The sequence below is a fragment of the Acinetobacter sp. YH12102 genome (genome assembly GCF_013419125.1).
Taxonomy (GTDB): domain Bacteria; phylum Pseudomonadota; class Gammaproteobacteria; order Pseudomonadales; family Moraxellaceae; genus Acinetobacter; species Acinetobacter pseudolwoffii.
Genome location: NZ_VPAS01000003.1, coordinates 362,376 through 386,237 on the forward strand (window position 1 = coordinate 362,376; position 23,862 = coordinate 386,237).

17 protein-coding genes and 2 pseudogenes are annotated in these 23,862 nt (G+C 41.9%); 6 read left to right on the plus strand and 13 right to left on the minus strand.

The features are described from left to right. Position 1: 1 nt before the first annotated feature. Both FTU42_RS04370 and pilG read right to left on the minus strand, forming a co-directional pair. A complete protein-coding gene (locus FTU42_RS04370; protein WP_005097847.1) occupies positions 2–370 on the minus strand; it encodes a response regulator in 369 nt (122 codons plus the stop codon). A 28-nt stretch (positions 371–398) separates the two neighbouring features. Further along, positions 399–782, minus strand: a complete 384-nt coding sequence (gene pilG / locus FTU42_RS04375) for a twitching motility response regulator PilG (protein WP_005097851.1) — start codon at positions 780–782, stop codon at positions 399–401. 286 nt (positions 783–1,068) lie between these two features. Between pilG and FTU42_RS04380 the strand changes: the two genes are divergently transcribed. The 4 genes from FTU42_RS04380 (at position 1,069) to FTU42_RS04395 (ending at position 7,839) form a co-directional block, all read left to right on the plus strand. Further along, entirely contained in the window at positions 1,069–1,716 is a 648-nt protein-coding gene (locus FTU42_RS04380; RefSeq protein ID WP_180083071.1) for a hypothetical protein, read from the plus strand. 51 nt (positions 1,717–1,767) lie between these two features. Then, positions 1,768–2,895 carry an efflux RND transporter periplasmic adaptor subunit gene (locus FTU42_RS04385; RefSeq protein ID WP_180083072.1) on the plus strand — a complete coding sequence of 376 codons (1,128 nt, stop codon included), beginning with the start codon at positions 1,768–1,770 and terminating at the stop codon, positions 2,893–2,895. A gap of 24 nt (positions 2,896–2,919) precedes the next feature. Then, entirely contained in the window at positions 2,920–6,027 is a 3,108-nt protein-coding gene (locus tag FTU42_RS04390) for an efflux RND transporter permease subunit (protein WP_180083073.1), read from the plus strand. 96 nt (positions 6,028–6,123) lie between these two features. Next, positions 6,124–7,839 (plus strand): proline--tRNA ligase, encoded by a 1,716-nt coding sequence (locus tag FTU42_RS04395; protein ID WP_159138278.1) that lies wholly within the window; start codon positions 6,124–6,126, stop codon positions 7,837–7,839. 57 nt (positions 7,840–7,896) lie between these two features. On the opposite strand, the gene FTU42_RS04400 is transcribed toward FTU42_RS04395, so the two are convergent. From FTU42_RS04400 to FTU42_RS04440, 9 genes and pseudogenes are all read right to left on the minus strand, one after another. Further along, the gene (locus FTU42_RS04400; protein WP_159138279.1) at positions 7,897–9,183 is read right to left on the minus strand and encodes a hypothetical protein; all 1,287 of its coding nucleotides are present in this window, start codon (positions 9,181–9,183) and stop codon (positions 7,897–7,899) included. Positions 9,184–9,199: 16 nt separating this feature from the next. Beyond that, complete coding sequence (locus FTU42_RS04405) at positions 9,200–11,485, minus strand: DUF6160 family protein (protein WP_180083074.1); 2,286 nt, start codon at positions 11,483–11,485, stop codon at positions 9,200–9,202. A 33-nt stretch (positions 11,486–11,518) separates the two neighbouring features. After that, positions 11,519–12,241 (minus strand): hypothetical protein, encoded by a 723-nt coding sequence (locus tag FTU42_RS04410; protein WP_180083075.1) that lies wholly within the window; start codon positions 12,239–12,241, stop codon positions 11,519–11,521. Positions 12,242–12,253: 12 nt separating this feature from the next. Then, positions 12,254–14,281 carry a hypothetical protein gene (locus FTU42_RS04415; RefSeq protein WP_180083076.1) on the minus strand — a complete coding sequence of 676 codons (2,028 nt, stop codon included), beginning with the start codon at positions 14,279–14,281 and terminating at the stop codon, positions 12,254–12,256. A gap of 234 nt (positions 14,282–14,515) precedes the next feature. Then, a complete protein-coding gene (dcd, locus tag FTU42_RS04420) occupies positions 14,516–15,085 on the minus strand; it encodes a dCTP deaminase (protein WP_004280726.1) in 570 nt (189 codons plus the stop codon). A 123-nt stretch (positions 15,086–15,208) separates the two neighbouring features. Further along, entirely contained in the window at positions 15,209–15,802 is a 594-nt protein-coding gene (locus FTU42_RS04425) for a LysE family translocator (RefSeq protein WP_180083077.1), read from the minus strand. Between the two features lie 265 nt (positions 15,803–16,067). Next, positions 16,068–17,333 carry an iron-sulfur cluster carrier protein ApbC gene (apbC, locus tag FTU42_RS04430; protein ID WP_005097862.1) on the minus strand — a complete coding sequence of 422 codons (1,266 nt, stop codon included), beginning with the start codon at positions 17,331–17,333 and terminating at the stop codon, positions 16,068–16,070. Positions 17,334–17,612: 279 nt separating this feature from the next. After that, positions 17,613–18,446: a hypothetical protein gene (locus FTU42_RS04435; RefSeq protein ID WP_005097864.1), complete on the minus strand. Its 834-nt coding sequence runs from the start codon at positions 18,444–18,446 to the stop codon at positions 17,613–17,615. A gap of 375 nt (positions 18,447–18,821) precedes the next feature. After that, positions 18,822–19,633, minus strand: a pseudogene (locus FTU42_RS04440) (hypothetical protein). Positions 19,634–19,858: 225 nt separating this feature from the next. Here FTU42_RS04440 and metG point away from each other — a divergent pair. Further along, the gene (metG, locus tag FTU42_RS04445; RefSeq protein WP_180083078.1) at positions 19,859–21,916 is read left to right on the plus strand and encodes a methionine--tRNA ligase; all 2,058 of its coding nucleotides are present in this window, start codon (positions 19,859–19,861) and stop codon (positions 21,914–21,916) included. A gap of 310 nt (positions 21,917–22,226) precedes the next feature. Here the strand turns inward: metG and FTU42_RS04450 are convergent, their stop codons facing one another. Further along, positions 22,227–22,724, minus strand: coding sequence for a hypothetical protein (locus FTU42_RS04450; RefSeq protein WP_180083079.1), 498 nt, complete (start codon positions 22,722–22,724; stop codon positions 22,227–22,229). Positions 22,725–22,789: 65 nt separating this feature from the next. Here FTU42_RS04450 and FTU42_RS04455 point away from each other — a divergent pair, with 65 nt between their 5' ends. After that, positions 22,790–23,740, plus strand: coding sequence for an IS481 family transposase (locus FTU42_RS04455; protein ID WP_180083080.1), 951 nt, complete (start codon positions 22,790–22,792; stop codon positions 23,738–23,740). A gap of 9 nt (positions 23,741–23,749) precedes the next feature. Here the strand turns inward: FTU42_RS04455 and FTU42_RS04460 are convergent. Beyond that, positions 23,750–23,862 (minus strand): annotated as a pseudogene (locus tag FTU42_RS04460) (IS5/IS1182 family transposase); the annotation flags it as partial.

Consider the following 23,862-nt stretch of genomic DNA (forward strand, 5'->3'; position numbering starts at 1 on the left):
CTTATCCTGCATTGAGGTGTTGCTTAATTACTTCTATTAATTGTTTTTCATCTACTGGTTTTGTTAGATAGTCTGCTGCACCCTGACGCTTGCCCCACACGCGGTCAGTGGCCTGATCTTTGGTACTGACAATCACAATTGGAATGTGTTTGGTGGTCGCCCCACGCGCAATCTGACGGGTCGCCTGGAATCCGTTTACGCCCGGCATCACAACGTCCATCAGGACCAGATCAGGCAATTCAGCCTGTGCCATGGTGACGCCATCGGCCCCATTGGCTGCTTCAATCACCTCAAAGCCATGTTTAGAAAGAATTTCTCTAAAGCGAAAAGTTTCTGTCGGTGAGTCATCCACAATTAGGATACGTGCCATGCCAATTCCCCAAAAAAAAAATCAAATATTAAGCACTAATATGGTTACGGATTGCGTTCAGCAATTCATCTTTACTAAAAGGTTTGGTCAGGTATTCATCTGAACCCACAACACGACCTTTGGCCTGATCAAATAAACCATCTTTACTTGATAGCATAATCACAGGAATATTCTGGTAATTCTGAGAATTTTTGATTAAGGCGCAAGTTTGATAGCCATCTAGACGCGGCATCATGATGTCTACAAACACGATATCTGGATTTGCTTCGGCAATTTTTGACAAAGCTTCAAATCCGTCGACGGCAGTAATCACTTCATAACCTTCGCGCTGAAGAAGAGTTTCCGCGGTACGACGAATGGTCTTTGAGTCATCAATAACCATAACTTTTAGATTTTGGAATTTATCGTCCATTTGTTTAACCCTTCCCATTTTAGAAACTATATGCCATAAGGCTCATAGGATTATTTTATTACGATCGATAAACATTTTTAACATAAAGTCACTTGTATTATCAATGAACATTTTCTACACAAGTAGACAAAATCATTTATTTTTAATAACAGCTTCACATTTTCTTATCGTTATTGGTTTTTTTTTGACTAACGGTAGTTTTTTATTGATAAATTTAAGTCTAATATAACAAGATTATTACTTTAAAATAAGTAATTTAGTCAACTTTAAATTCGGGGAGCCAATGATGAGTCAGTTTTTAAGAAAACTTGCTGTCATTGATAAAAATAAAATGACTGGTCAATTCATTGTTGTTGTGCTGCTACTGTTACAGGTGAGCTTAACGTGTGCGAGTAGCAATCAACTCCCGCAAAAAGCCACTTGGTATCGTTATTATGACAGTAAGGGTGTGGCCAATATCAGTACTAACGTCACGCCAAATCATATCCGTTATGGCTATGAAGCGCTTGACCAGAATATGCAGGTCATTAAACGTGCTCGTCCTTATAATGCCGAAGCCGATATCAGACAGGCTCCCCAACGTGCTCAACAGGCCAAGCGGATCGCTGAAGACAATAGACTGAAGCGAGCGTACAATAATAGCCAGACCGCTTTACAGAAAAAGAATGACAGCCTGGTGCAGTTAAAAAAACAGATTGATTTCCAGCAAGAGCAAATGAAGCAGCTGCAAAAAGATCGGGTCATGTTTGTGCGTCAGGAACGTGAATATTTACGTAAAGGTAAAACCCCACCGGCACACCTGAAAACAACATTAGACAATAACCAGAAAAATCTTGTTTCCCAAAAAGAAAATATTCAATCTTTACAAAGTCGCTATCGAAATCTGGAAGCAGAATACGACAAAATTATCGCCCGTTTAAAAGCACTTGAATAAATACAAATAGCGGGCCGTGGTTTTGATCCATAGCCAGCTAAAAGGACTCATATGCAAACTGCACCGCATTCTCATGATTTAAATATGCCTTCCCCGCGCTCTCTCCTGATCATGAGTGCACTTTGCTTAAATATGTTGTTAGTGGCTTGTGATAAAAATGAACCCGTACAGCAAGCCGAAACACCCACATCCATTGAACTGATTCCTCAAGACCTGATTGCAGTACAGTCCGGCAACTCAGTTCAAAAAACTGCGTTTACCGGCACGATTCGGGCTGTCAATCAAAGCAGTATTCAGGCGCAGGTGTCTGCCACCGCCACCAGTGTCAATGCCCAAGTCGGTCAGACCGTTTCCAAAGGTCAGGTGCTGGTACGGCTAAACAATCAGGACAATGCTGCCCGACTGGCACAGGCACGTGCCAATCTGGCCTCTACTCAAGCTCAGGCCAATCAGGCTCGAAACATGATGCAACGTAAAAAGCGTCTGCTCGATCAGGGCTTTATCTCAAAAGTAGAATATGAACAGAGTCAGGTCGATTATCAGGCACAGCTGGAAAATGTACGTGCCCAGCAAGCCAATGTCGATATTGCCGAGAAAGCAGATCGTGACGGAACCATGACCAGTCCGATCAGTGGCGTGATTACCCAGCGTCAGGTGGAACCTGGCCAAACCGTGGCGATTGGACAAACCCTGTTTGAAATTGTCGATCCTAAACAGTTGGAAATTCAGGCACGCGTGCCTAGTGACCTACAATCAAACTTAAGGCTAGGCAGTCAAGTCGAATACAGCATTCAAGGCAATCCCAATCGGCTCACTGCAGTGATGAGCCGGATTTCCCCGATCGCCGATCAGGCCAGTCGCCAGATCGAATTCTTTGCTACACCGAATGAAACGATTCCTTCTTTAAGTATCGGTTCCTTTGTAGAAGGCAATATTTTGAGTTCACGCCAAATCAGTGGGCAGATTATTCCCCTAGATACGCTGCAGGATATCCAGAACAAACCCTATGTCTGGGTGATTCGCCAGAATAAACTTATCAAGGTCAATGTGCAGGTACTGGAACAGCGCTATAACGACAATATTGCAGTGGTCAAAGGATTGGAAAGCACCGATCAGGTCAGCCGAATTAAATTTAGCGAAGCCGATCTACAAAAAACTGTCACACTTCGCTCGAACTAAAGCGCCTCACACAGGATCATTGACATGTGGTTTACCCGAATTAGTGTGAAGTATCCAGTTTTCACCATCATGATGATGTTCTGTCTGATGGTATTGGGACTGGCTTCCTGGCAGCGGATGGGCGTTGAAGAATTTCCCGATGTCGATTTTCCCTTTGTGGTGGTGTATACCAATTACCCGGGTGCTTCTCCAGAAACAGTCGAGTCAGAAATAACCAAGAAACTCGAAGATCAGATCAATACCATTTCTGGTTTAAAACAGGTGATTTCACAGTCCAGTGAAGGCCTGTCGATGATCACCACTGAGTTTAATCTGGATGTACCTTCTACCACAGCCGCTCAGGATGTGCGGGATAAAATTGCCTCTGTGACTGCTGAATTTCGTGATGAAATTCAGGATCCGATTGTCGAACGTTATGATCCAACCGCAAATGCGGTCATGTCGATCGTATTTGAATCCAATAACATGGATATCAAAGCACTCAGTTCTTATCTGGATCAGCGGATTGTACCCCAACTGCGCACCGTTGCTGGCGTGGGAACGGTGAATTTACTCGGCGATGCACAGCGCCAGATCCGGATTCAGGTAGAACCGCAAAAACTGCAAGCTTTTGGCCTTGGTGTAGACAGTGTCATCAATACCTTAAAGGCTGAAAATATTGAAGTTCCAGGCGGCACACTCAAATCTGGCAACTCGGAACTGGTGATTGAGATCAATTCCAAAGTGCTGCATCCGCTGGCCTTCGGCGATCTCATCATCGCCAATAAAAACGGCGTACCGATTTTCCTGAGACAAGTCGCAGAGATCCAAGACAGTCAGGCAGAACTAGAATCTGCCGCCTTTTTAAATGGCAAAACCGCAGTTGCGATTGATATCCTGCGTAGCTCGGACTCTAACGTGATTGAGGTGGTCGATAGAACTTACAAAACTTTAGAAAGTATTGAGACCCAGCTTCCTCAGGGGACGACCTTGCAGGTTGTGGTGGATTCTTCCAAAAGTATCCGCGGCACCATTGGCGATGTAGCCCGCACCATTATTGAAGGTGCGGTACTTGCCGTACTGATTGTTCTGCTATTCCTCGGTTCATTCCGCTCCACTGTGATTACCGGTTTGACTTTGCCGATCGCCTTATTAGGTACTTTGACCTTCATCTGGGCCTTTGGCTTCAGTATCAACATGATGACCTTGCTGGCGCTATCCTTGAGTATTGGCCTGTTAATTGATGATGCGATTGTGGTCCGAGAAAATATTGTCCGGCATGCCGACATGGGCAAAGATCATGTGACTGCCGCACTGGATGGCACTAAAGAAATTGGTTTAGCTGTTCTGGCCACCACCCTGACCATTGTCGCCGTGTTTCTGCCGGTGGCCTTTATGGGCGGGATTATTGGTCGTTTCTTTTATCAGTTCGGGGTTACAGTTAGTGTGGCTGTGCTGATTTCGATGTTTGTTAGTTTTACTTTAGATCCGATGCTTTCTGCACATTGGGCCGAAAAGAAAAAAGATCCAAATAAAAGACCCGGACGGGTGAAACATTTCTTTAGCTGGATTTCTGGCAAGCTGGACAATTTAAGCCATGTCTATGAAAAGCTGCTCAAACTGGCGCTGCGCTTCAGATTCATTACCTTAATGATTGCCGTAGCTTCATTATTTGGTGCCTTGGGATTATCGAAACTGATTGGCACCGAATTTGTACCGGTTCCTGACAAAGGCGAAATCCGCATTAAGTTTGAAACACCGGTAGATTCTTCGCTTGAATACTCACAAGCCAAACTGCAACAAGTCGATCAGATTATCCGTCAACACCCTGACGTTAAAGCAACTTATGGCGTAATTAATGGTGTAACTGACCGTGGTAAAAACCACGTCAGCCTGCGAGTGACCGTGACACCACGGATCGAACGCGAAAAAAGCCTGACCGAGCTCAACAATGAGTTTCGACAACGCCTGCAATCGGTTGCCGGGATCAGTATTACCTCGGTTGCATCTGCCGATGAAACCGTTTCGGGTGGTCAAAAGCCAATTATGATCTCGATCAAAGGCCCCGATCTGGATGAACTGCAAAAAATTTCCGATCGTTTTATGACAGAGATTGCCAAGATTGACGGTATTGTCGATTTGGAAACCTCACTAAAAGAACCCAAGCCGACACTCGGTGTGCAGATCAATCGTGTCTTGGTCAGTGATTTAGGATTATCCGTGAATCAGATTGCCAATGTGGTTCGTCCACTGATTGCCGGTGATGATGTCACCACCTGGCAGGATGAAAAAGGCGAAACTTATGATGTGAATTTGCGCCTGATGGAAGACCAGCGCAGCTTGCCACGTGATTTACAGAACATGTATATCACTTCAAATAAAACCGATGCCAATCATCAGCCGATTCTGATTCCACTTTCGAGTGTGGCCAAGTTTGAAGAAAAACTCGGTGCTTCACAAATTAACCGCCGTGATCTGGCACGTGAAGTTCTGATAGAAGCCAATACCGCTGGTCGTCCTACAGGAGATATCGGCACGGATATCAGCCGGCTACAAGCCAATTTTGATATGCCGCCAGGTTATAGCTTTGATACCCAAGGTTCAAATGCCGATATGGCAGAATCCGCAGGCTATGCCCTGACCGCCATCACCCTGTCGATTGTGTTTATCTACATTGTGCTGGGTTCACAGTTTAATAGCTTTATCCATCCTGCGGCGATTATGGCCTCCTTGCCATTATCCTTGATTGGTGTGTTCCTGGCGCTGTTCCTGTTTAATTCCACCATGAACCTGTTTTCGATTATCGGGATTATCATGCTAATGGGACTGGTGACCAAGAATGCGATTCTGCTGATCGACTTTATTAAAAAAGCCATGGATCGCGGTGAAGAGCGTTATGATGCGATTATTGCCGCGGGGAAAACCCGACTGCGTCCCATTTTAATGACCACCAGCGCCATGGTCATGGGTATGGTGCCCTTATCCTTAGGGCTGGGTGAAGGCGGTGAACAAAGTGCGCCGATGGCCCATGCCGTGATTGGCGGGGTGATCACCTCAACCCTGCTCACTTTGGTGGTTGTCCCCGTGATCTTTACTTACCTGGATGACTTTAAGAATTTTATGCTGCGTCAGATGCGTAAAATCATGGCATAATTTAATGCAACACAATGAGGTGACATTCCCAAATGCTCATCTCATTTTTTATTGTATAATCTCTGCTTTAACGCTTAATTTTTTAGGACAGTTTCCATGCGCGCGAGTCGCTTTTTATTTGCAACGTTAAGAGAAACCCCGAACGATGCTGAGGTTATTTCCCATCAGTTGATGCTTCGTGCCGGTATGATTCGTAAGTTGGCTTCAGGTCTGTACACCTGGCTGCCGATGGGCGTTCGCGTATTAAATAAAGTTGAAGCGATCGTTCGCGAAGAAATGGACAAGGTCGGTTCACTTCAGGTCTATATGCCGGTGACTCAACCTGCGTCTTTATGGGAAGAATCAGGTCGTTATGTACAATACGGTCCTGAACTGTTACGTTTCAATGACCGCCACGGTAACCCGTTTGTACTGGGTCCAACCCATGAAGAAGTCATCACTGATTTAGCACGCAATGAACTAAAAAGTTATAAGCAGCTCCCTGCCAACTTCTATCAGGTGCAAACCAAATTCCGTGACGAAATTCGTCCGCGTTTTGGGGTAATGCGTTCACGTGAATTCATCATGAAAGATGCCTACTCTTTCCATGCCAATCAGGAATCATTGCAACAAACCTACGACGACATGTATGCAGCCTACTGCAAAATCTTTACTCGTCTTGGTTTAGATTTCCGTCCGGTTCAAGCAGATACCGGTTCGATTGGTGGTTCAGGTTCACACGAATTCCATGTACTGGCTTCAAGCGGTGAAGATGATATCGCATTTTCGACCGAATCAGACTACGCCGCCAATATTGAAATGGCTGAAGCCGTTCTGGTCGGCGAACGTGCGGCACCAACTCAAGAACTTAAACTGGTTGATACGCCAAATCAAAAAACCATTGCGGATGTATCTGCCTTCTTGGGCACGGATCCAGCTCACTCAGTAAAAGCATTGCTTGTTCAAGGCATTGCAAAAGAGGATGGTTCTGTTCCTGTGGTTGCTTTATTCCTTCGTGGCGATCACGAACTGAATGAAATTAAAGCCGAGAAGCATGCACAAATTGCAGCTCCACTCACTTTTGCAACCGAAGAGCAAATCGCAGCACTTGGCTTGACAGCTGGTTTTGTAGGCCCACAAGGTCTGGTTGAAAAAGGTGTCACCGTCATTGTTGACCGTGCAGCATCAGTATTGTCTGACTTTGTTGCAGGTGCTAATACAGCTGACAAGCATGCAACCGGCATAAACTGGGAACGTGATGCACAGTTCACTGAAGTTTATGACTTGCGTAATGTAGTTGAAGGTGACCCTTCTCCAGATGGCAAAGGTACACTGCAAATCAAACGTGGTATCGAAGTGGGTCATATCTTCCAGTTGGGTCAGAAATACTCTGAAGCATTGGGCTGTAAAGTCTTGGGTGAAGATGGCAAACCATTCACTGTGACCATGGGTTGCTATGGTATTGGGGTAACACGTGTGGTTGCGTCTGCCATTGAACAAAACTTTGACGAGAAAGGCATTATTTGGCCAACTGCCATTGCCCCGTTTGAAGTGGCCATTGTACCGATGAATGCACATAAATCACCACGCACAGTAGAAGCAGCTGAAGCGCTTTATGCTGAACTCACTGCTGCGGGTTATGACGTAATTCTAGATGATCGTAACGAACGTCCAGGCGTTAAATTTTCTGACCTTGAGTTGACCGGTATTCCACATCGTATTGTGATTGGTGAAAAAGGCTTGGATGCAGGTACTTTTGAATATAAAGGTCGCCGTGATGCTGAATCTGTAAATATTTCCAAAGAAGAGTTGTTGGCTAAAATCGCGAAATAATTTTGCTTTCTTAATAAAAAAATCCCGTCAAGTGCGGGATTTTTTGTTTTTTTTAACTTAACAGAATTTATGTCCACCGAAGCAGTTCGGTTGAAAGTTCTGGCCTTTAAGCTCTAAATTTTTCAAAGGAAAATCAAGAAGTGCCGGGTTTTTAATTTCTTTCACATCTAAAGCTCCATCAAATACACAATTCAAAAGACTTCCACATGCTCTGGGTTTTGATGTTAAATCATGATTAATCCCTGCAATGGTTTGTGCTAATACCGCATTAGTAATATCCACACCTTTATTTGGACTAATATCACCAAGATTTACCTCATCCTCGATTGCCATCCACCAACCTTGATTAGCAGCAACGGCAGCACCCGGCCAAAGTATTTTTTGCGATTGTAATGATAAAGATGCTGGGTTATTCAAATACAATGCATGGATTAAGCCAAGATCTTGATCCACTGTAATATCTGTTCTAAGGCCTGTCATATAGCCTGTAATTTGTTTATCCAGTGTAAGCTCAAATAAATCCAGTGGCTTTAAAATGGCCTTTAATGGGCCACTAAAATCAATTCTGTCAACTGTACCAGTCCCCTTTAATTTAACTTCACTCATTCGTGTTCCTGAAACTATAGTGGCTGGAATCACAAATGGCGCATTGGTACTTGTTAAATTAAAAGTATAATCATTCGATTTATAATGAAGTTCCAGATCCTGCCCCAATATTGTTCCCGTAACAGCACCTTCAATATATTTATTGCCAGTTGATGCATAGGTCATTGTTCTTGGATTAGTTACAGCTGTTCCTTTGGCTTCTTTAGTCTTCATATATCCACTAAAACTATTAATACCATTTGGTGTGGCCGTATTTTCTGTACCCATAGTCAGTAGACCTGAAATCTTTTCTGCACTTAAACGGAAACCCAAAACTTCACGTGTAGATGCCTGATTTGGATTTTTTATAGCAAATTGAACAAAAGGATTAGTAATCAAGGCAGAGGTCGCAGCACGATCCATTCCATTTGCAGAATTACCACTTAAGGAAATATGATCAATATCAATATCACAACCAGTTGCACCATTAATTCCTCCACAACCAAGTTGCAGTTTTTTAATATTGGCATTAATTTCCATTTCAGCTTCTAGACCCAATTTATAAAATGAGATATTTCTCTGGTCATATGCCTCTCCCAAATTATCAACTTGGTTAAATCCGGCCTGAACCTCCATTGACAATAAAGCTTGTCCATTAATATTTGAAAGCTCCTGATCTTCTAATGAGGTTAATGCAGATACATGACCACTCAATCCCACCATCGCCGCAGCTAGACTCTTTAATATTATTTTTTTCATTTTTCTCATCCTGAATTTAGCGTGGTGTGATTCCCAGCGTGCTACGAATAGTGCCACCAGTCAGTGCAATACTTGCCATGTTTTGCATATTGCCATTGGTCGCCATCGCAAAATTGGTTTTAAATGGTGTCGCGATATTATTTTCATAATTGAGTTTGACCTGATTATCCAACGTTACGGTATCAGCACTGACACGAACTTTCCCATTAACACCCAAATGACCTTCCATCCGGTTAAAGTTGATCGAAGAAACGTTTAATGCTCCTGTTGTTAAATCAATATCTTCATTGGAGATACTAAAGTAGCTACCCAGATTAGCTTTATCTGCACTTTCTTCTGATGTGAGTGGCCTAAATTTAAAGTTTGCATCAAATGACAAAAAGTTGGTATCTGGTGAACTTGCGGTTGGATCTACCCCAGGAATAATCAGAAGCTCACCATTTCCATCGAGCTTAAAGGCAATATTGGTCAGTACATCATCACGTTTAGAAAAATTATCGTGAGGCACATAGCCTCCGCATTTACTGACTGATGCAGTGCTACAGTTATATTTAGATCCTGGTAATTGCCCCATTGCGAGCTCTGCTTTTGCTGCAATCAGTAATTTATCGGCACGAATATAAATCCCTTCATCTTCATAGCCAATAATCCCTTCAGATTTAATTAAAGCATCGATATTTCTAAAGCCTGCATAATAGTTAACAGCTTCACCCTGTACACCGTCCTGACCATCAATCAATATAATTGAAGTTGTACTTGGCAAACCGGTTTTCTTGTCGACCCCGTATCCTTCAGTAGAGGCCATGATGTTATAAGTAATTGCCTGCTTATTATCTGTTCCATAAGTTGTTCCAGACAACGCGACATTGGCATTTAAATTATAAATAGGAATACCAATCCCCCATGAACCGCCATCCCCACCAAGTTCTGTCAAGGAGTTATCTGAAATAAAACGTGCTTTCGCAGCAATTGCCTGAAAGTCCATTCCTCGTACTGCAATAAAAGCAAAATCCTCTCCATCTCCTGCTGTACTCAGTGTCTGTTTCAGTACATCACTACTATGCCCCAAGGTTTTTCGCATATTTTCATTGATGATAAAATCGAGACTTTTAGCCGTAATAGTATTTATATAAATATCACCAAAATCGATATAGGCATTTTTACCATGTAAATTTTCATCAGCATTCCGTGTTGTCAGGGGCCTAATATTGGAGAATTGGACTGCATAGCTTCCATGGCCAGTATGACCAATTTCAAGCACGGTAGGCGCGATGTTGCTTGGGTGACCACTAGCAGCACCAGTAAAGTCGGCAGATAAGCCCAGATGCAACCCCCCTTCACCCACCAGATCGCTATATCCTGCTGCAGTTTTGTCTTGACGCTGTAAAACACCATTTAACTTGTTACTTACATCAAAAGTACCAATCTGGGTTTGATCGGCATTCATGGATAATCTGGCATTGGTCACCGCACCTGAAGCCCCAAGACGCATAATATTTTTACGTTCGTTATTTGGCGTGTTATAACGCAAGTCAATATTAACGCCAGGATTGGTCGGATTAACCCGGCCAATAGCAATATCAGTGGTATCTTCAACACGTTTTAAATCCACGTAATGGTCTTGATTGCCATTTCGGGTAGTGAGTACAACACCTTCATTGGGGTCAATGTACATATAGCCCTGACCCGCAAAATTAAAGTTAAAGTCATTTAAAATCAGGCTATTTTCACCTAATTTATGACTAATGGTGGCATTTTTAAGTTGAAAGTCAATACTGGCAATTGCTTCTTTATTAAATAAACCTGCAGTAGTTTGTAATAGAACACTAAGCGGCGTAGAGGTACTAATCCCTAATGCACCTAGACTTTGACTAGATTGTACGCCAGCAGTCCGAATACTATTCGCAGACTGGCTACATGGATTGGTCGTACAGGCTGTCTTTACCAGTTTTAAATCTGCAGTGGCTTGAAATGGTGAAACACTTGCAGCAAGCCGAAGTCCTGCCCCTTGTGAAGTAGCACCTACATCTATTTCAAGTTGACTAATAATTGGCTTATTATCTTTTCCAATAATTTCAACATTATGTAGACCTAAACCCATTTTAGTACTGGCATCTGGATTGGGATCATACCAATTGACTTGAGCAATGTTGGCTTTAGAAATTTCATGAGTAATCACCATACCATCTTGTCCAGTGACTTCGCTCAATTCCTGCTCTTCAATGGTTTCAAGTGCATAAGCTTGCTGTATAAGACACATGCATACCGTTAGTAACTTCAACTTTATTGTTGTTTTTTTCATTTTTATATCCTTATGCTGTACTTGACGCTGCGATTAACAACGACTTTGTGCCCCACCTGTACAGTTATAACCAAATATTTTCAAATTACCGGATATATGCAGATTTCCATGAACATTCAATCCCATAAAACCTTTTTCGGCCCCCTTATCAAATGAAGGCACATCTTGTGTCGAGGTAGAAAAACCGCCTTCGGTATTATAGGTGCGTGCTGTATAAGTGTCATAAGTACCTGTATTGGCATAACCTTCTAGTGCACCACCCCCTGTACCCGTTTCAATCGACACTGTACTGAAACCCAAGTTTCTGATTTTCAAAGGTTTGTCATCATAAAAGCTGACTTTCATCGCTGTTTGCGGTTCATTACGATGATTAATGATGGTTGTTCCATCGATAGAAAACTTGTCAATCTGAATCGTGCCCTGAATACCTTTAAATACTAACCATTTTTTATTCCCATTGGCATCGACATGATTATTTGGGGCTATTGCCAAACGGCAAAACTGTTTTGTTGCACCACATGTTGTCGGATCTAAAACATAAAATACTTCTAGTGGATTATCATTTCCATCAAGTCGAGAAATTGTATCTTTGGTTAAATCTGTGGCGTAAATATGATTTAAGGATAAAGTCCAGTTAAGGTCTGCTCCGCCCTGTCCTACTGTCTCAGTTAACTCTTGCTGATTAAGGACTTCCAATCCGGCTTGACTGAGCATAGAGGTACATATCAATGCGCAGAGGGTCAATAATTTGGACATTTTTATACTCCCTTACAGACCAGTTGTTCTAATTTTTAAATGCTGAATCAGTACGCCATCAATGACTGCAGACCCAAAATTCTTACTTATACCATCAGTACTCTTGAATACGACTCCCGTGGAGTTGGGGCCATCTTTGGCGCGCAGCAAATTTGTTCCTGGGATACGCTCTGTAGTCCCTATTGAAATACTACTGTGAGTGGCGTTACGGCCTTGATAAAGCACGGTCGCATCTGAAGCATTATTTTTAATCGGCGTACCACAACTATAGACATTACAGGTTGAACCTTTTAAATCAGATTCTCCTAGTCCACCCCCATGATTCTGATAAATTTGATTATAAATAGCAGGGATATTTGGAATACGTGTCACTTCTAAAATAATATTATTGCCTTCTGAACCGACCACAAAAGGCTGATACATATTACCGAGCACCAGGTTAATATTTGGGCTATATAAATATAAACCCTCAGAATCATGAAATATGGGAGCAGCACTTCCGTTTAAGGCTGGGGTCGGAACATTACCATCAAGTGCATCTGTTTTTGCTGCGGTACTTAGACGAATACCTTTACTGTTAAGATTGCTATCGCTACTGCTTAGAATTTCTGGCCGATCATTGGTATTTAAACGAACGATACTTGCCATTCCTAAAGTTTGATTATAGTCCTTATTATCCGATTCCAAGGTTTGGAATAACCGAACTTGCGAACCATTTAAACTGAGACCATTGGCAACAAATTGCGTTCTTAATCGGTAATTTGTATCAAGCCCTGAAGTGGGCCCACCTGTTATAGGATCGACAACATTGGAGGAATTAAGCTCACGTGCAAAAATATCACTCCAAAACCCCAGTTTAATATTGTTATCACTTTCATCTGGAACAATCTTGGCAAGAGGCGCTTCTAGAGCAATGTAGCCTACATCTTTAGCAGCGTCCTTAAACTGTTTGACGTTTTCAGTTCCTGCCCGGAATAACCAAGGATTATCTGCAGATCCCCAGCTAAAACCCTGATTACTGTATCGCGTGCTCAGCGAGTCATCACTTTTTGATAATGCCAGACCATAAATGAAAACATCTGCCTTGGTACGCAGGCTTCCAATATTGGCATTTTGTGCAGCAGCTTTTGCCATATTTATTGCATTTCGTACAACTTCATCATGCACGGTGTTACTGGCTGTTGTTGCCTGTTCTTTCGCATAATCTACAGCCAACTGATTTAGCATTTCAGTGGTCTTGGCTGCAAGCTGACTATCTACTGTGCTTTTAATGACATTTGCACGAACATAGCTTGGAAATTGCTGTTTAAAACTTTGATAAAAAGGTGAATTTGGAAGATTCGCTTCATAATTGTTTCCATACAACAACTCAATCATCTCAAGCGTATTTCTTAAAGCATGCTGAGATGATTTTTCCTTATTATGCCAAGTTCCACTTACACCATTTGTATCCGTTCCATCATTTATAATGGAATATATACCTGTTAAACCATCCCAATAATCTTCATAACGTTGATCATAATACTGTTTCATAATGGGGGTTTCTAAGATATCTTGCACCTTTTTAGTACGGTATGCAGTCGTATATTCAGTAGCAATTTCACTAGCTATACGCGTGCGATTGTCCGTAATATAAGTATCTCGGCTGGATGTATACGTATCTCCATATACATGGTTATAAATTCTCGCACGTTCAGCTAGGTAAGCATTATTGTAAGCATTACTATAAACTTTATCATATAAACGCTCCCCTAGCTTTTCATAGTTTTCACCAGTCGGAATAATACGAATAAATCCTGTATCTGCTTTTCCGGGATCAGGAATATTCCGCTCATAACTCGAGCCAGCCGAGATATCGTTAGGGCCTTGAAACACCATTTTAAAATCATCAAGTACCAGTGCAACACCCTCACCCGTGGTGTCAGAAAGAGAAGAATCTGATAATTCCTGCATCGCATGCGCAGAAGGCAACAGGATTAAACCAATTGTCATTGCTAAATAATTTTTGCGAAATTTAAATAGATCTTTTATCTGAGTCATCTCACTCTTTCCTTTTTATCCGATGCTCCGCATCTTTATGTTTCAGCTTCCCAGCCGCTACATTTTGTTTTTCATGATGCATTGCATCTTTTTTATGGTTATTCGGAATCTATTATGCTGACTTTTAATACAGATGCCAAAGTCAATTGAAGTAAAAACCTGAGTTTCCGATGAATGAAAATCTCAAAAAAATAAACGGGACATATAGTCCCGTTATTCAATATTTTAAACTGCTTAGGTCTTCGGCAAAGTAACGCCAGTTTGGCCTTGATATTTTCCGCCACGATCTTTATATGACGTTTCACACACTTCATCAGACTCAAAAAATAGCATTTGTGCGACACCTTCCCCTGCATAAATACGCGCAGGAAGGTTGGTGGTATTTGAGAACTCTAAAGTTACATGACCTTCCCACTCTGGCTCAAGCGGAGTGACGTTGACAATGATACCGCAACGCGCATAAGTCGACTTGCCCAGGCAAACCGTCAGTACATTACGTGGAATACGGAAATACTCGATGGTACGGGCCAATGCAAATGAGTTCGGTGGAATAATACAAACATCCGATTCAATATCAATAAAGCTGCGTTCATCAAAGTTCTTCGGATCGACAATTGCAGAATGCACATTGGTAAATACTTTAAATTCCCGTGCACAACGCACGTCATAACCATAGCTCGATACGCCATACGAAATCAGCTTTTGACCATTTTCATCCAAACGTACCTGGTTTTCTGCATACGGTTCAATCATGCCGTGTTTTTCGCTCATTTCGCGAATCCAACGATCAGACTTAATTGCCATTGATATAATCCAAAAATCTTAAGAACAAGTTATTGCGACGTACTTTAACTGAAATTGCCCCCAATGAAAATAAGTGAAGCGCTTGCAGCCACAGTGGATAAAAAATTGCTGATAGATATCAGCTTATAAACTTAAAAGTGCAGAATAGCTTAAAGGAATCGAAAAGCTCATTAACACCAGTGATGCGATTTTTTGCAGGTTTTTTTGATTGAGCCAGCGACTGTTTTTTCTGGCCAGTATTGAGCCGAGGAAAGTCCAGAAGAATGCAATCGGAATCAGCAAAACCAGGAATACTAACATATGAGTCACATAGTGCTGACTGCTTTTCCAGACAATCACCGGAAAGATCGCTGAAGCAAATAAAAGTGCTTTAGGATTTAACAAGGTTGCCAGAAATAGTTCTCGTGCACGAATCGAGACATTTTCAAAATTTTCACTGAGTTCTGCCGTGCGCCATAATTTCACAGCCAGAAAAAGGATATAGCCGGCACTAAACAGCTTGAGAATGGTCGGCAAAAGCGGAAGATGAACGGAAATTTTTCCGATCAGAATGCCCCAAAAGCTAATGGCAATCAGATAGCCAAAGGCTTCAGCAGGAATTAAACGAAATGTTTTTTTAAATCCGACCTGTATGCCTGAAGATGCCAATAAGGTATTGGTTGGGCCTGGTGTTAAAAGAATAGTTGCCACTAAACCAATAAAAAACCATGAAATCATAGTTTGACCTCGCTCTAATCCGCGTAGCATAGAATAGTTCGGTCAATGCTGCAAAAAAATAATTGTAAGAGAACATATAATCAGAATTCACACTGAATTAAATCAATTTAATTCAATCACTTGAAACCATTTTGGGAACCAATACGCAACAGTCATTTCAGTCAATTTTCTTAATTTAAAGCTGTTTATTTCCGTGAATTATTAATAAAAAAGCCCTAACTTGAATTAGGGCTTAAATATGTGAACTCTCTATTTAATGGGTCAATTAGAAAATTCGGCTCTGATCTTTTTCGGCCTTAGGTAGCTGCGCTGCAATTTTTTCTGCAATCAGCATATAGCTTTCGGCTGCATCATCTCCGGCAATGACTGAAGGTGTGCCAGCATCGGCATTTTCACGAATTTCAGCATCTAAAGGTAAGCGACCCAATAATGGAATATGATATTGCTCAGACAGTTTATCTCCACCGCCTGTGCCAAAAATCTGTTCTTCAAAACCACAATTTGAACAGATATGGGTCGACATATTTTCAATCACGCCCATGATCGGAATTTGCACACGGTTAAACAGTTCAATGCCTTTGGTCGCATCGAGTAGGGCCACGTTTTGTGGTGTGGTGACAATCACTGCCCCGGTTACCGGAATGCGCTGTGCCAACGTCAACTGGATATCCCCTGTACCGGGTGGCATATCAATCATCAGAACATCAAGATCTGGCCATAAGGTCTGGTTAAATAATTGCATCAATGCACCGGTGGCTTTCGGTCCACGCCAAGCCACTGGAGTATTGTGATCACCAGTTAAATGGCCAATCGATAACACTGCCATTCCATAGGCTTCGATAGGGACAAACTGTTCCGCTTCGATCATCGGCGTTTTGCCCGCATTACCGAGCATGGTCGGAATACTCGGACCATAAATATCGGCATCCAGCACACCGACCTTTAAGCCTAATTTTTGCAGAGCCAGTGCCAGATTCACTGTAGTCGTCGATTTACCTACACCGCCCTTGCCGGATGACACCAGAATCACATTTTGAATACGTGGATGTTTTGGTACATCACGTTGCTGAGGTGCAGCTTTTTGAATCGGTGGATTATTGGGATCAGCTTCTTCTTGTTTTGCAGGCTGAGCGGAGGCATCCACCACAGGAGGAAGATTGGGTTTTGCTTCTGCTTTAGGCTGACTGGAACAGCTTTCACCTTCGGCATGCTTATGCCCGCAGCCATCCGATTTATGACTTTTAGGCCCGGTTTTTTGCTGAATCACATGCATATTCAATTCTTGAATACCACATTTTTGCAAAGCTTGCGCCAGTTCATCATGGATTTGTTGCAGATCTTGTTTTTCTTCAGGATAAGTATTTAAGGTGATTTGTAGGATCTCAGCTTGAACATTGACCTGAGTAATACGCTGTTTGAGCGGATCATTTGAATTTGGCAACAGATAGTTTTGCAATACTTTTTGCACAGCTTCTTCGTTCACCTCCTGCGAAGGTGAAAAGACCGATTTGAGCGAAGAAAGCCACGACATAGGTTACTCCAAAACTATAGATAGATATCCGAATGGCATAGTTTAACGGGGTTTTCGCTTAAGGTTAAGCACTCTGCCGAGAAGATCGAAGAGATATCTGCAATTTCCAACCATTTTACTTGGTTTTGTTGGATTGTAGCGGATAGGCATGCTAAAAGTGAATCAATCAAAGTAAAGCCAACTGGATTCTTTTTGATGTGAAAAGAATTTTTATTGATTTTAGGTGTAGCAAGCCACTTTAACCTTCTTTGATTAAAGTGGCTCTACAATAATCACAGTCTATTTATGATTTTTATTATTTTCAGACTTGTGCTGCTGATCCTTGGCATTTTTATCCTGATCTTCTTTAGATTCACTCTTGTCAGACTGACCTGATTTCGATTCTGAATTTTGAGCTTTGGCATCTTTTTGCTGATCAGAATCATTGCCCTGAGATTGATTTTCTTTCATTTTATTCATGCTATCAGCCGCCATCTGTTTCAGCTCACCCAGCTTGGTAGAGGCTTCACTGACTAACTCAGTAATCTTCTGTTTTGTATCTTCAAACTTATGTACAGCCTCATCTTTTAAATTGGCCATGCTTGCCTGTTGATCGGTCTGAGCTTCTTTAGCATTTTGTTTATCTGACTGATTCGATGATTTATCTTCAGTGCTATGATCAGCTTTTGCCTTTTTTGCGTCATCTGAACCTTGATCATCATTTTTCTGACCGTTGGACTTGCCATGTTTTAGCTCATTCAGAAGTTTTTCGCCTTTTTGTAATAGCTCCTCACCAATCGCAATGGCCTTCGCTTTTAAATCATCCATCTTAAAGCTTTCAGTTTTGTTATCTGATTGCTCATTTTTCGAATTATCTTTTTGATCAGATGGCTGCTCTTTAGAGGCTTCATCCTTCGATTCCGAGTCAGCGCCTGTATCTTTAGAGTTTTGTTTGCTATCAGAATTTTCATCAGTCTGGTGTGGCTTTGTATCTTGTGTATCATGCGACTGATTGTGCTTCTGGTCATTCTGGTTTTGCTTTTGCTCTTCTTTGGCTTTCTGATTTAATTGTTTCTCATGTTGTTCTTTGTCTTGATTTTGCTTTGAACTATTGCTCTGGTTCTGCTGAGTCATGAGGTACCCTCCTTAGGCATATCATATAAACAATCAGCCATTTTTTAGCACAAAGCGTGGGGACAAATCGGGCGCAGTAAGCAAACTGCAACAAAGCCTGTACATGTTGTTGCTATTGTTTGCAGTCTGTAGCATGAGCTGCGCCCAATCAGTATTGCAAAGTCAATAATCCAACTCTTTTGGATTCTGGCGATTCAAGTCCATCGATTACTTGGGGTTTCGACAAAGTCTGGCTTGGTAAACCTGTCAGCACATTTTCTTTGGCTTCTCATTCAAATGCCGTTATAGCATAGTTTCCAAAGCCAAAGAATCAGTGTTGCCAATTCACAGCAGATGTTTATAGGATGCAAATGCATCAGGAGATATTATTTCAAGTCAGACACGCAAGGTGCTCATAAAGCTGAGCGCAGAGAACAACCAGATCAACAGAATGAAGCTGCGTGCTTGATTGAAGTTGTCGACATCTGTGCCATGTAGCATGTTATGACGGCTCATGGTCACATTTGAGCTTGAATCCATTTTATAGGCAGTAAGTTCAGCAAAATACGGATTCAGTTCAATCGCAATTTTAGACTTATGCCACAGGCTTTTAATTTCATTGCCTTTTAAACCCGGTACGATTTTATAGACATCGACAAACTTGGTGCCATTTTGCTTGAGGAAACCTGCTTTGATCAGGATATCTGTCAAAATACCTTCGAGCTGCGCATAAACATTTGGAATACAACCGCTGTAAAAGCCAAGTTTGTACATTTTCAAGCTTTCAAGCAGCACCAAACGGCGCTTGGCTTTGATGTCTTCATCAATCTCTAAGGCATCGAAGGCTTTCAGCATTTCAGCATTTCAGTCTGGAAATATTCGCTATTGATCATATCGAGTAGCTTAAATTGCTCAATATCTTCAAGCTGGTGAATGGCCGGCCAAAAATGCATCAAATTTAAAGCATCATTGGCAAACTTCGCGCCAATCGGTTGATCGAGCTGATCTGCCAGTACTTGGAAATAAGCATCTTGCGCGACTAAACCCGATAAGTTTTTGATTAAAAGTGTATGTTCATCTGCCGAGATGTCTTCAAGATAAGCTTCTGCATCTTTTAAAATCTGACTGCCCAACTGTTTTTGACTCGCTGCATTTTGTTTAATACGCGTGACAGGTTGGTCAAAATCAAAATCATCTTCGTCAATCATGGTTTTCTAGCTCAAAGCTTTTAGATCAATGGCCTATTATCGCTGTTATTGGCAACGCAATATAGGGAAATCTACATTTCCAAGACATTCTGTAAATACAAAGACCTTTCGACACGAATTCGCGGTGAAATGGAATTGATTCGCTTAAAGGATTGCTTTGTATTCGGACCTGCATCAGGTAAAATCATCCACCTTGCATAATATACGAATGAGAGAGTCATATCCGTGCGTAATATCTTAGTCACTAACGCCCTTCCATACGCCAATGGCCCGATTCATATGGGTCACCTACTCGGTTATATCCAAGCTGATATTTGGGTACGTGCGATGCGTGCAATGGGTCATGATGTGACTTATGTCTGCGCGGACGATGCTCACGGCACAGCCATCATGTTACGTGCTGAAGCCAACGGAATTTCACCGGAAGCACAAATTGCCAACGTGCAAAAGGAACATATCCGTGATTTTGACGGTTTTGCGGTGCACTTCGATCATTATGATTCTACCCATAGCGATACCAACCGTGCACGTGCATCTGAAATCTATATCAAAAACCGTGATGCCGGCAATATCGCGGTTCGTCCTGTCACCCAGCTTTTCGATCCTGAAAAAGGCATGTTCCTCTCCGACCGTTTCATTAAAGGCACCTGCCCGAAATGTAAAGTAGAAGATCAATATGGCGATTCATGTGAAGTTTGCGGTGCAACTTATAATGCAACCGAATTATTGAACCCACATTCGACTTTAAGCGGTGCAACACCCGTCGAAAGATCATCTGACCATTACTTCTTTAAGTTGCCGAATTTTGGTGAATACCTGCAAAAATGGACACGTGATGAAGGCCGCTTACCGGTCTCGATTGCCAACAAGTTAGATGAATGGTTTGAAAATGGCCTGAATGATTGGGATATTTCGCGTGATGCGCCATATTTCGGTTTTGAAATTCCAGACGCACCCAACAAATACTTTTACGTGTGGGTCGATGCGCCAATTGGCTACATGTCGAGTTTTGAAAACTATATCAAAACCAAACGTCCTGATTTAAGCTTTGATGACTACTGGAAAAAAGATTCTAAAAATGAGGTGTATCACTTCATTGGTAAAGACATTGTGTATTTCCATGCGCTGTTCTGGCCGGCAATGCTAGAAGGTGCTAACTACCGTACGCCATCAGGTTTATTCGTAAACGGTTTCTTGACTGTCAATGGTCAGAAGATGTCGAAATCTCGCGGTACATTTATTAAAGCGGAAACCTATTTAGAGCATTTAAACCCTGAATATTTACGCTACTACTTCGCGTCGAAACTTTCAGACAAAGTTGAAGATTCTGACTTGAACCTGGATGATTTCGTTCAAAAAGTAAATTCTGACTTGGTTGGTAAAGTGGTCAACATTGCCAGCCGTTGTGCGAAGTTCATCAATACTAAATTTGATAACAAGTTAAGTGCAAACTGTGCAGAGCCTGAATTGGTTCAAAGCTTCATTGATGCGGGTGATTCAATCGCAGCACAATATGAGTCACGTGAATTCTCTGCTGCGATTCGTGAAATCATGGCACTTGCAGATAAAGCGAACCAATATATCGATGAGAAAAAGCCTTGGGCGCTGGCGAAGCAGGAAGGTCAGGAACAACAAGTACATGACGTATGTTCTGTCGGTATTAACTTGTTCCGTCAATTGGCTGTTTATTTGGCTCCGGTGTTGCCAACACTGGCGCAACAAGTTCAAGATTTCTTGCAATTAGAATCTTTCAACTTCGCTTCTCGTGAAACGATTCTGCTGGGTCATGAAATTGCATTGTTCCAACCATTGATGCAACGTGTAGATCCAAAAGCGGTTGCCGCAATGGTCGATGCGTCTAAAGATTCTTTGGCTGCCCCTGCTGAAACAGCAAAAACGGAAAAGAAAAAAGAGAAGAAAGCATCGACGAAGCCTGAAGCTAAAGTCGGCGAAGCTGAAATTATTAATATTGATGATTTTATGAAAGTTGACCTGCGTGTGGCTGAGGTTTTGGAAGCTGCAACGGTTGAAGGTTCTGACAAACTTCTTCAATTGACTTTAAATGTAGGCGAAGCTGAACCACGTAATGTATTCAGTGGTATTCGTGAGTTCTACCAACCTGAAGACCTAAAAGGTAAATTGGTGGTGATGGTGGCGAACCTTGCTCCACGTAAGATGCGTTTTGGTATTTCGAACGGTATGGTGTTAGCTGCGGGTAATGGCGAAGGCGTTTGGGTGATTTCACCTGAATCTGGTGCTCAACCGGGTGATAAAGTGTCTTAAGATTTTCAATCTTAGATGATAAGAAAAGCCTCTACTGATGTAGGGGCTTTTTTTATGCCTTTAGATTCCCTCTCCTTTTTTAAAGGAGAGGGTTAGGGAGAGATCAGAAACTATTGCCTTACTTTTGAAAGATCAAAAGTAACAAAAATCTCTTGTTCACTTGATGATACGTCCATGTACCACAAGTGAACGGCGACATCCATGTCGCCTCCAACTAAATTAATACCATCACTAAGTCAACTTTTTTATTACATCGAACAGACCAGATTTTTAAATAAAGTATTGGCTTAACACTATTTTTAGTTTGAAATCATTTTAATTTGAGCCAAAAAACTTGAGTTGCAATATTTAAATACTCATATGCAACATTAGTTTTTTGTGCAAAGGCTTCATCACGAGTGATTAGATATTCACAAAAACAACCATAAGATGCATGTGACATGTCACTGAATGATGCAATAAAACGCTTTTCTTTATGTAATCCTTCATCTTGATAATAACCGATCAGATTTAATATAGTATAAATTTGATTTACTTTTTGAAAAATATAGTATTCCTGCCCTGAACCAATTAAATTTTTCAATTGAAAGAAGTCATCTAACTCATTATTTTCCAATTCAGGATTGTTTTCTTGAAGTAATTTCCATATTTGATTTAAAGCATTTGGTAATTTAATTTTTTGTAAGTTATCATGATTGATATTCAATGATTCTCGTAAAAATTTATGAGGTGATTTTTCTTTATTAGACTCTTCTAAATGCCTTACCGATCTCTGAATATATAATTTATATTCATCTCGCTGATTCATTAGGTTAGGTGTTTAGTCCCAGATTTTAATGGTGCAATATTTTCAGATAAATGGAAGGAAGCACTATGGGACAAGTTCTACACAGCAGCGCCACAACGACACAGGCAGTGCGTCGAGCAATACAAAATAGTCAAGAGAGCTTAAGAACGCTAGCCAAGCGTTACGGCATCAATCAAAAGACCGTCGCAAAATGGAAGAAACGTACTTCAGTAGATGATCTTACAACCGGGCCAAAGAATCCTCGCTCAAGCGTGTTATCGCCTGAAGATGAGGCGGCAATTGTTGCTTTTCGAAAACGCACTTTGTTGCCGCTAGACGATTGCCTTTATGCATTGCAGCCGAGTATTCCTTATCTGACACGCTCGTCGTTACACCGCTGCTTGCAGCGGCATGGTATTTCACGACTGCCTGAGGTACAAGGTGATCGCCCTGTCAGGAAGCGCTTCAAGAGCTACCCCATTGGTTACTTTCATATCGACATCGCTGAGATGCAAACAGCACAGGGTAAGCTTTATCTCTTCGTTGCCATTGATCGCACTTCCAAGTTCGCGTTCACTGAATTGCATACTAAAGCCAGTAAGATGGCAGCCGCGGAGTTCCTGCGCAATCTGGTTAAGGCTGTGCCCTATAGAATCCATACGATGCTAACAGATAACGGCATCCAGTTCACGAACCGCACCTGTGATCGCTACGCCTCTGAGCACATCTTTGATCGGGTTTGTACTGAATGTGGCATTGAACATCGTCTTACCAAGGTCAAGCATCCATGGACCAATGGACAGGTCGAGCGGATGAACCGAACGATTAAAGAAGCTACTGTCAAACGGTTCCATTACGACGATCACACTCAGCTATGCATTCACCTTGCTGATTTTATTGCTGCATACAACTTCGGCCGCAGACTCAAAACACTCAGGGGCCTGACTCCCTACGAATTCATCTGCAAACAGTGGACAGATGAACCTGAACTTTTTAAGATTGATCCGATCCATCAAATGCCGGGACTAAACAACTAGGGTGTGTCCTCATTTGGCTTTGCACCAAATAAATATACAGGCTATACGAATCATAGATTTATAATTGCGTGCCAGTTTATCAAATCGAGTTGCAATAGCACGGAAATGTTTTAATCTCGCAA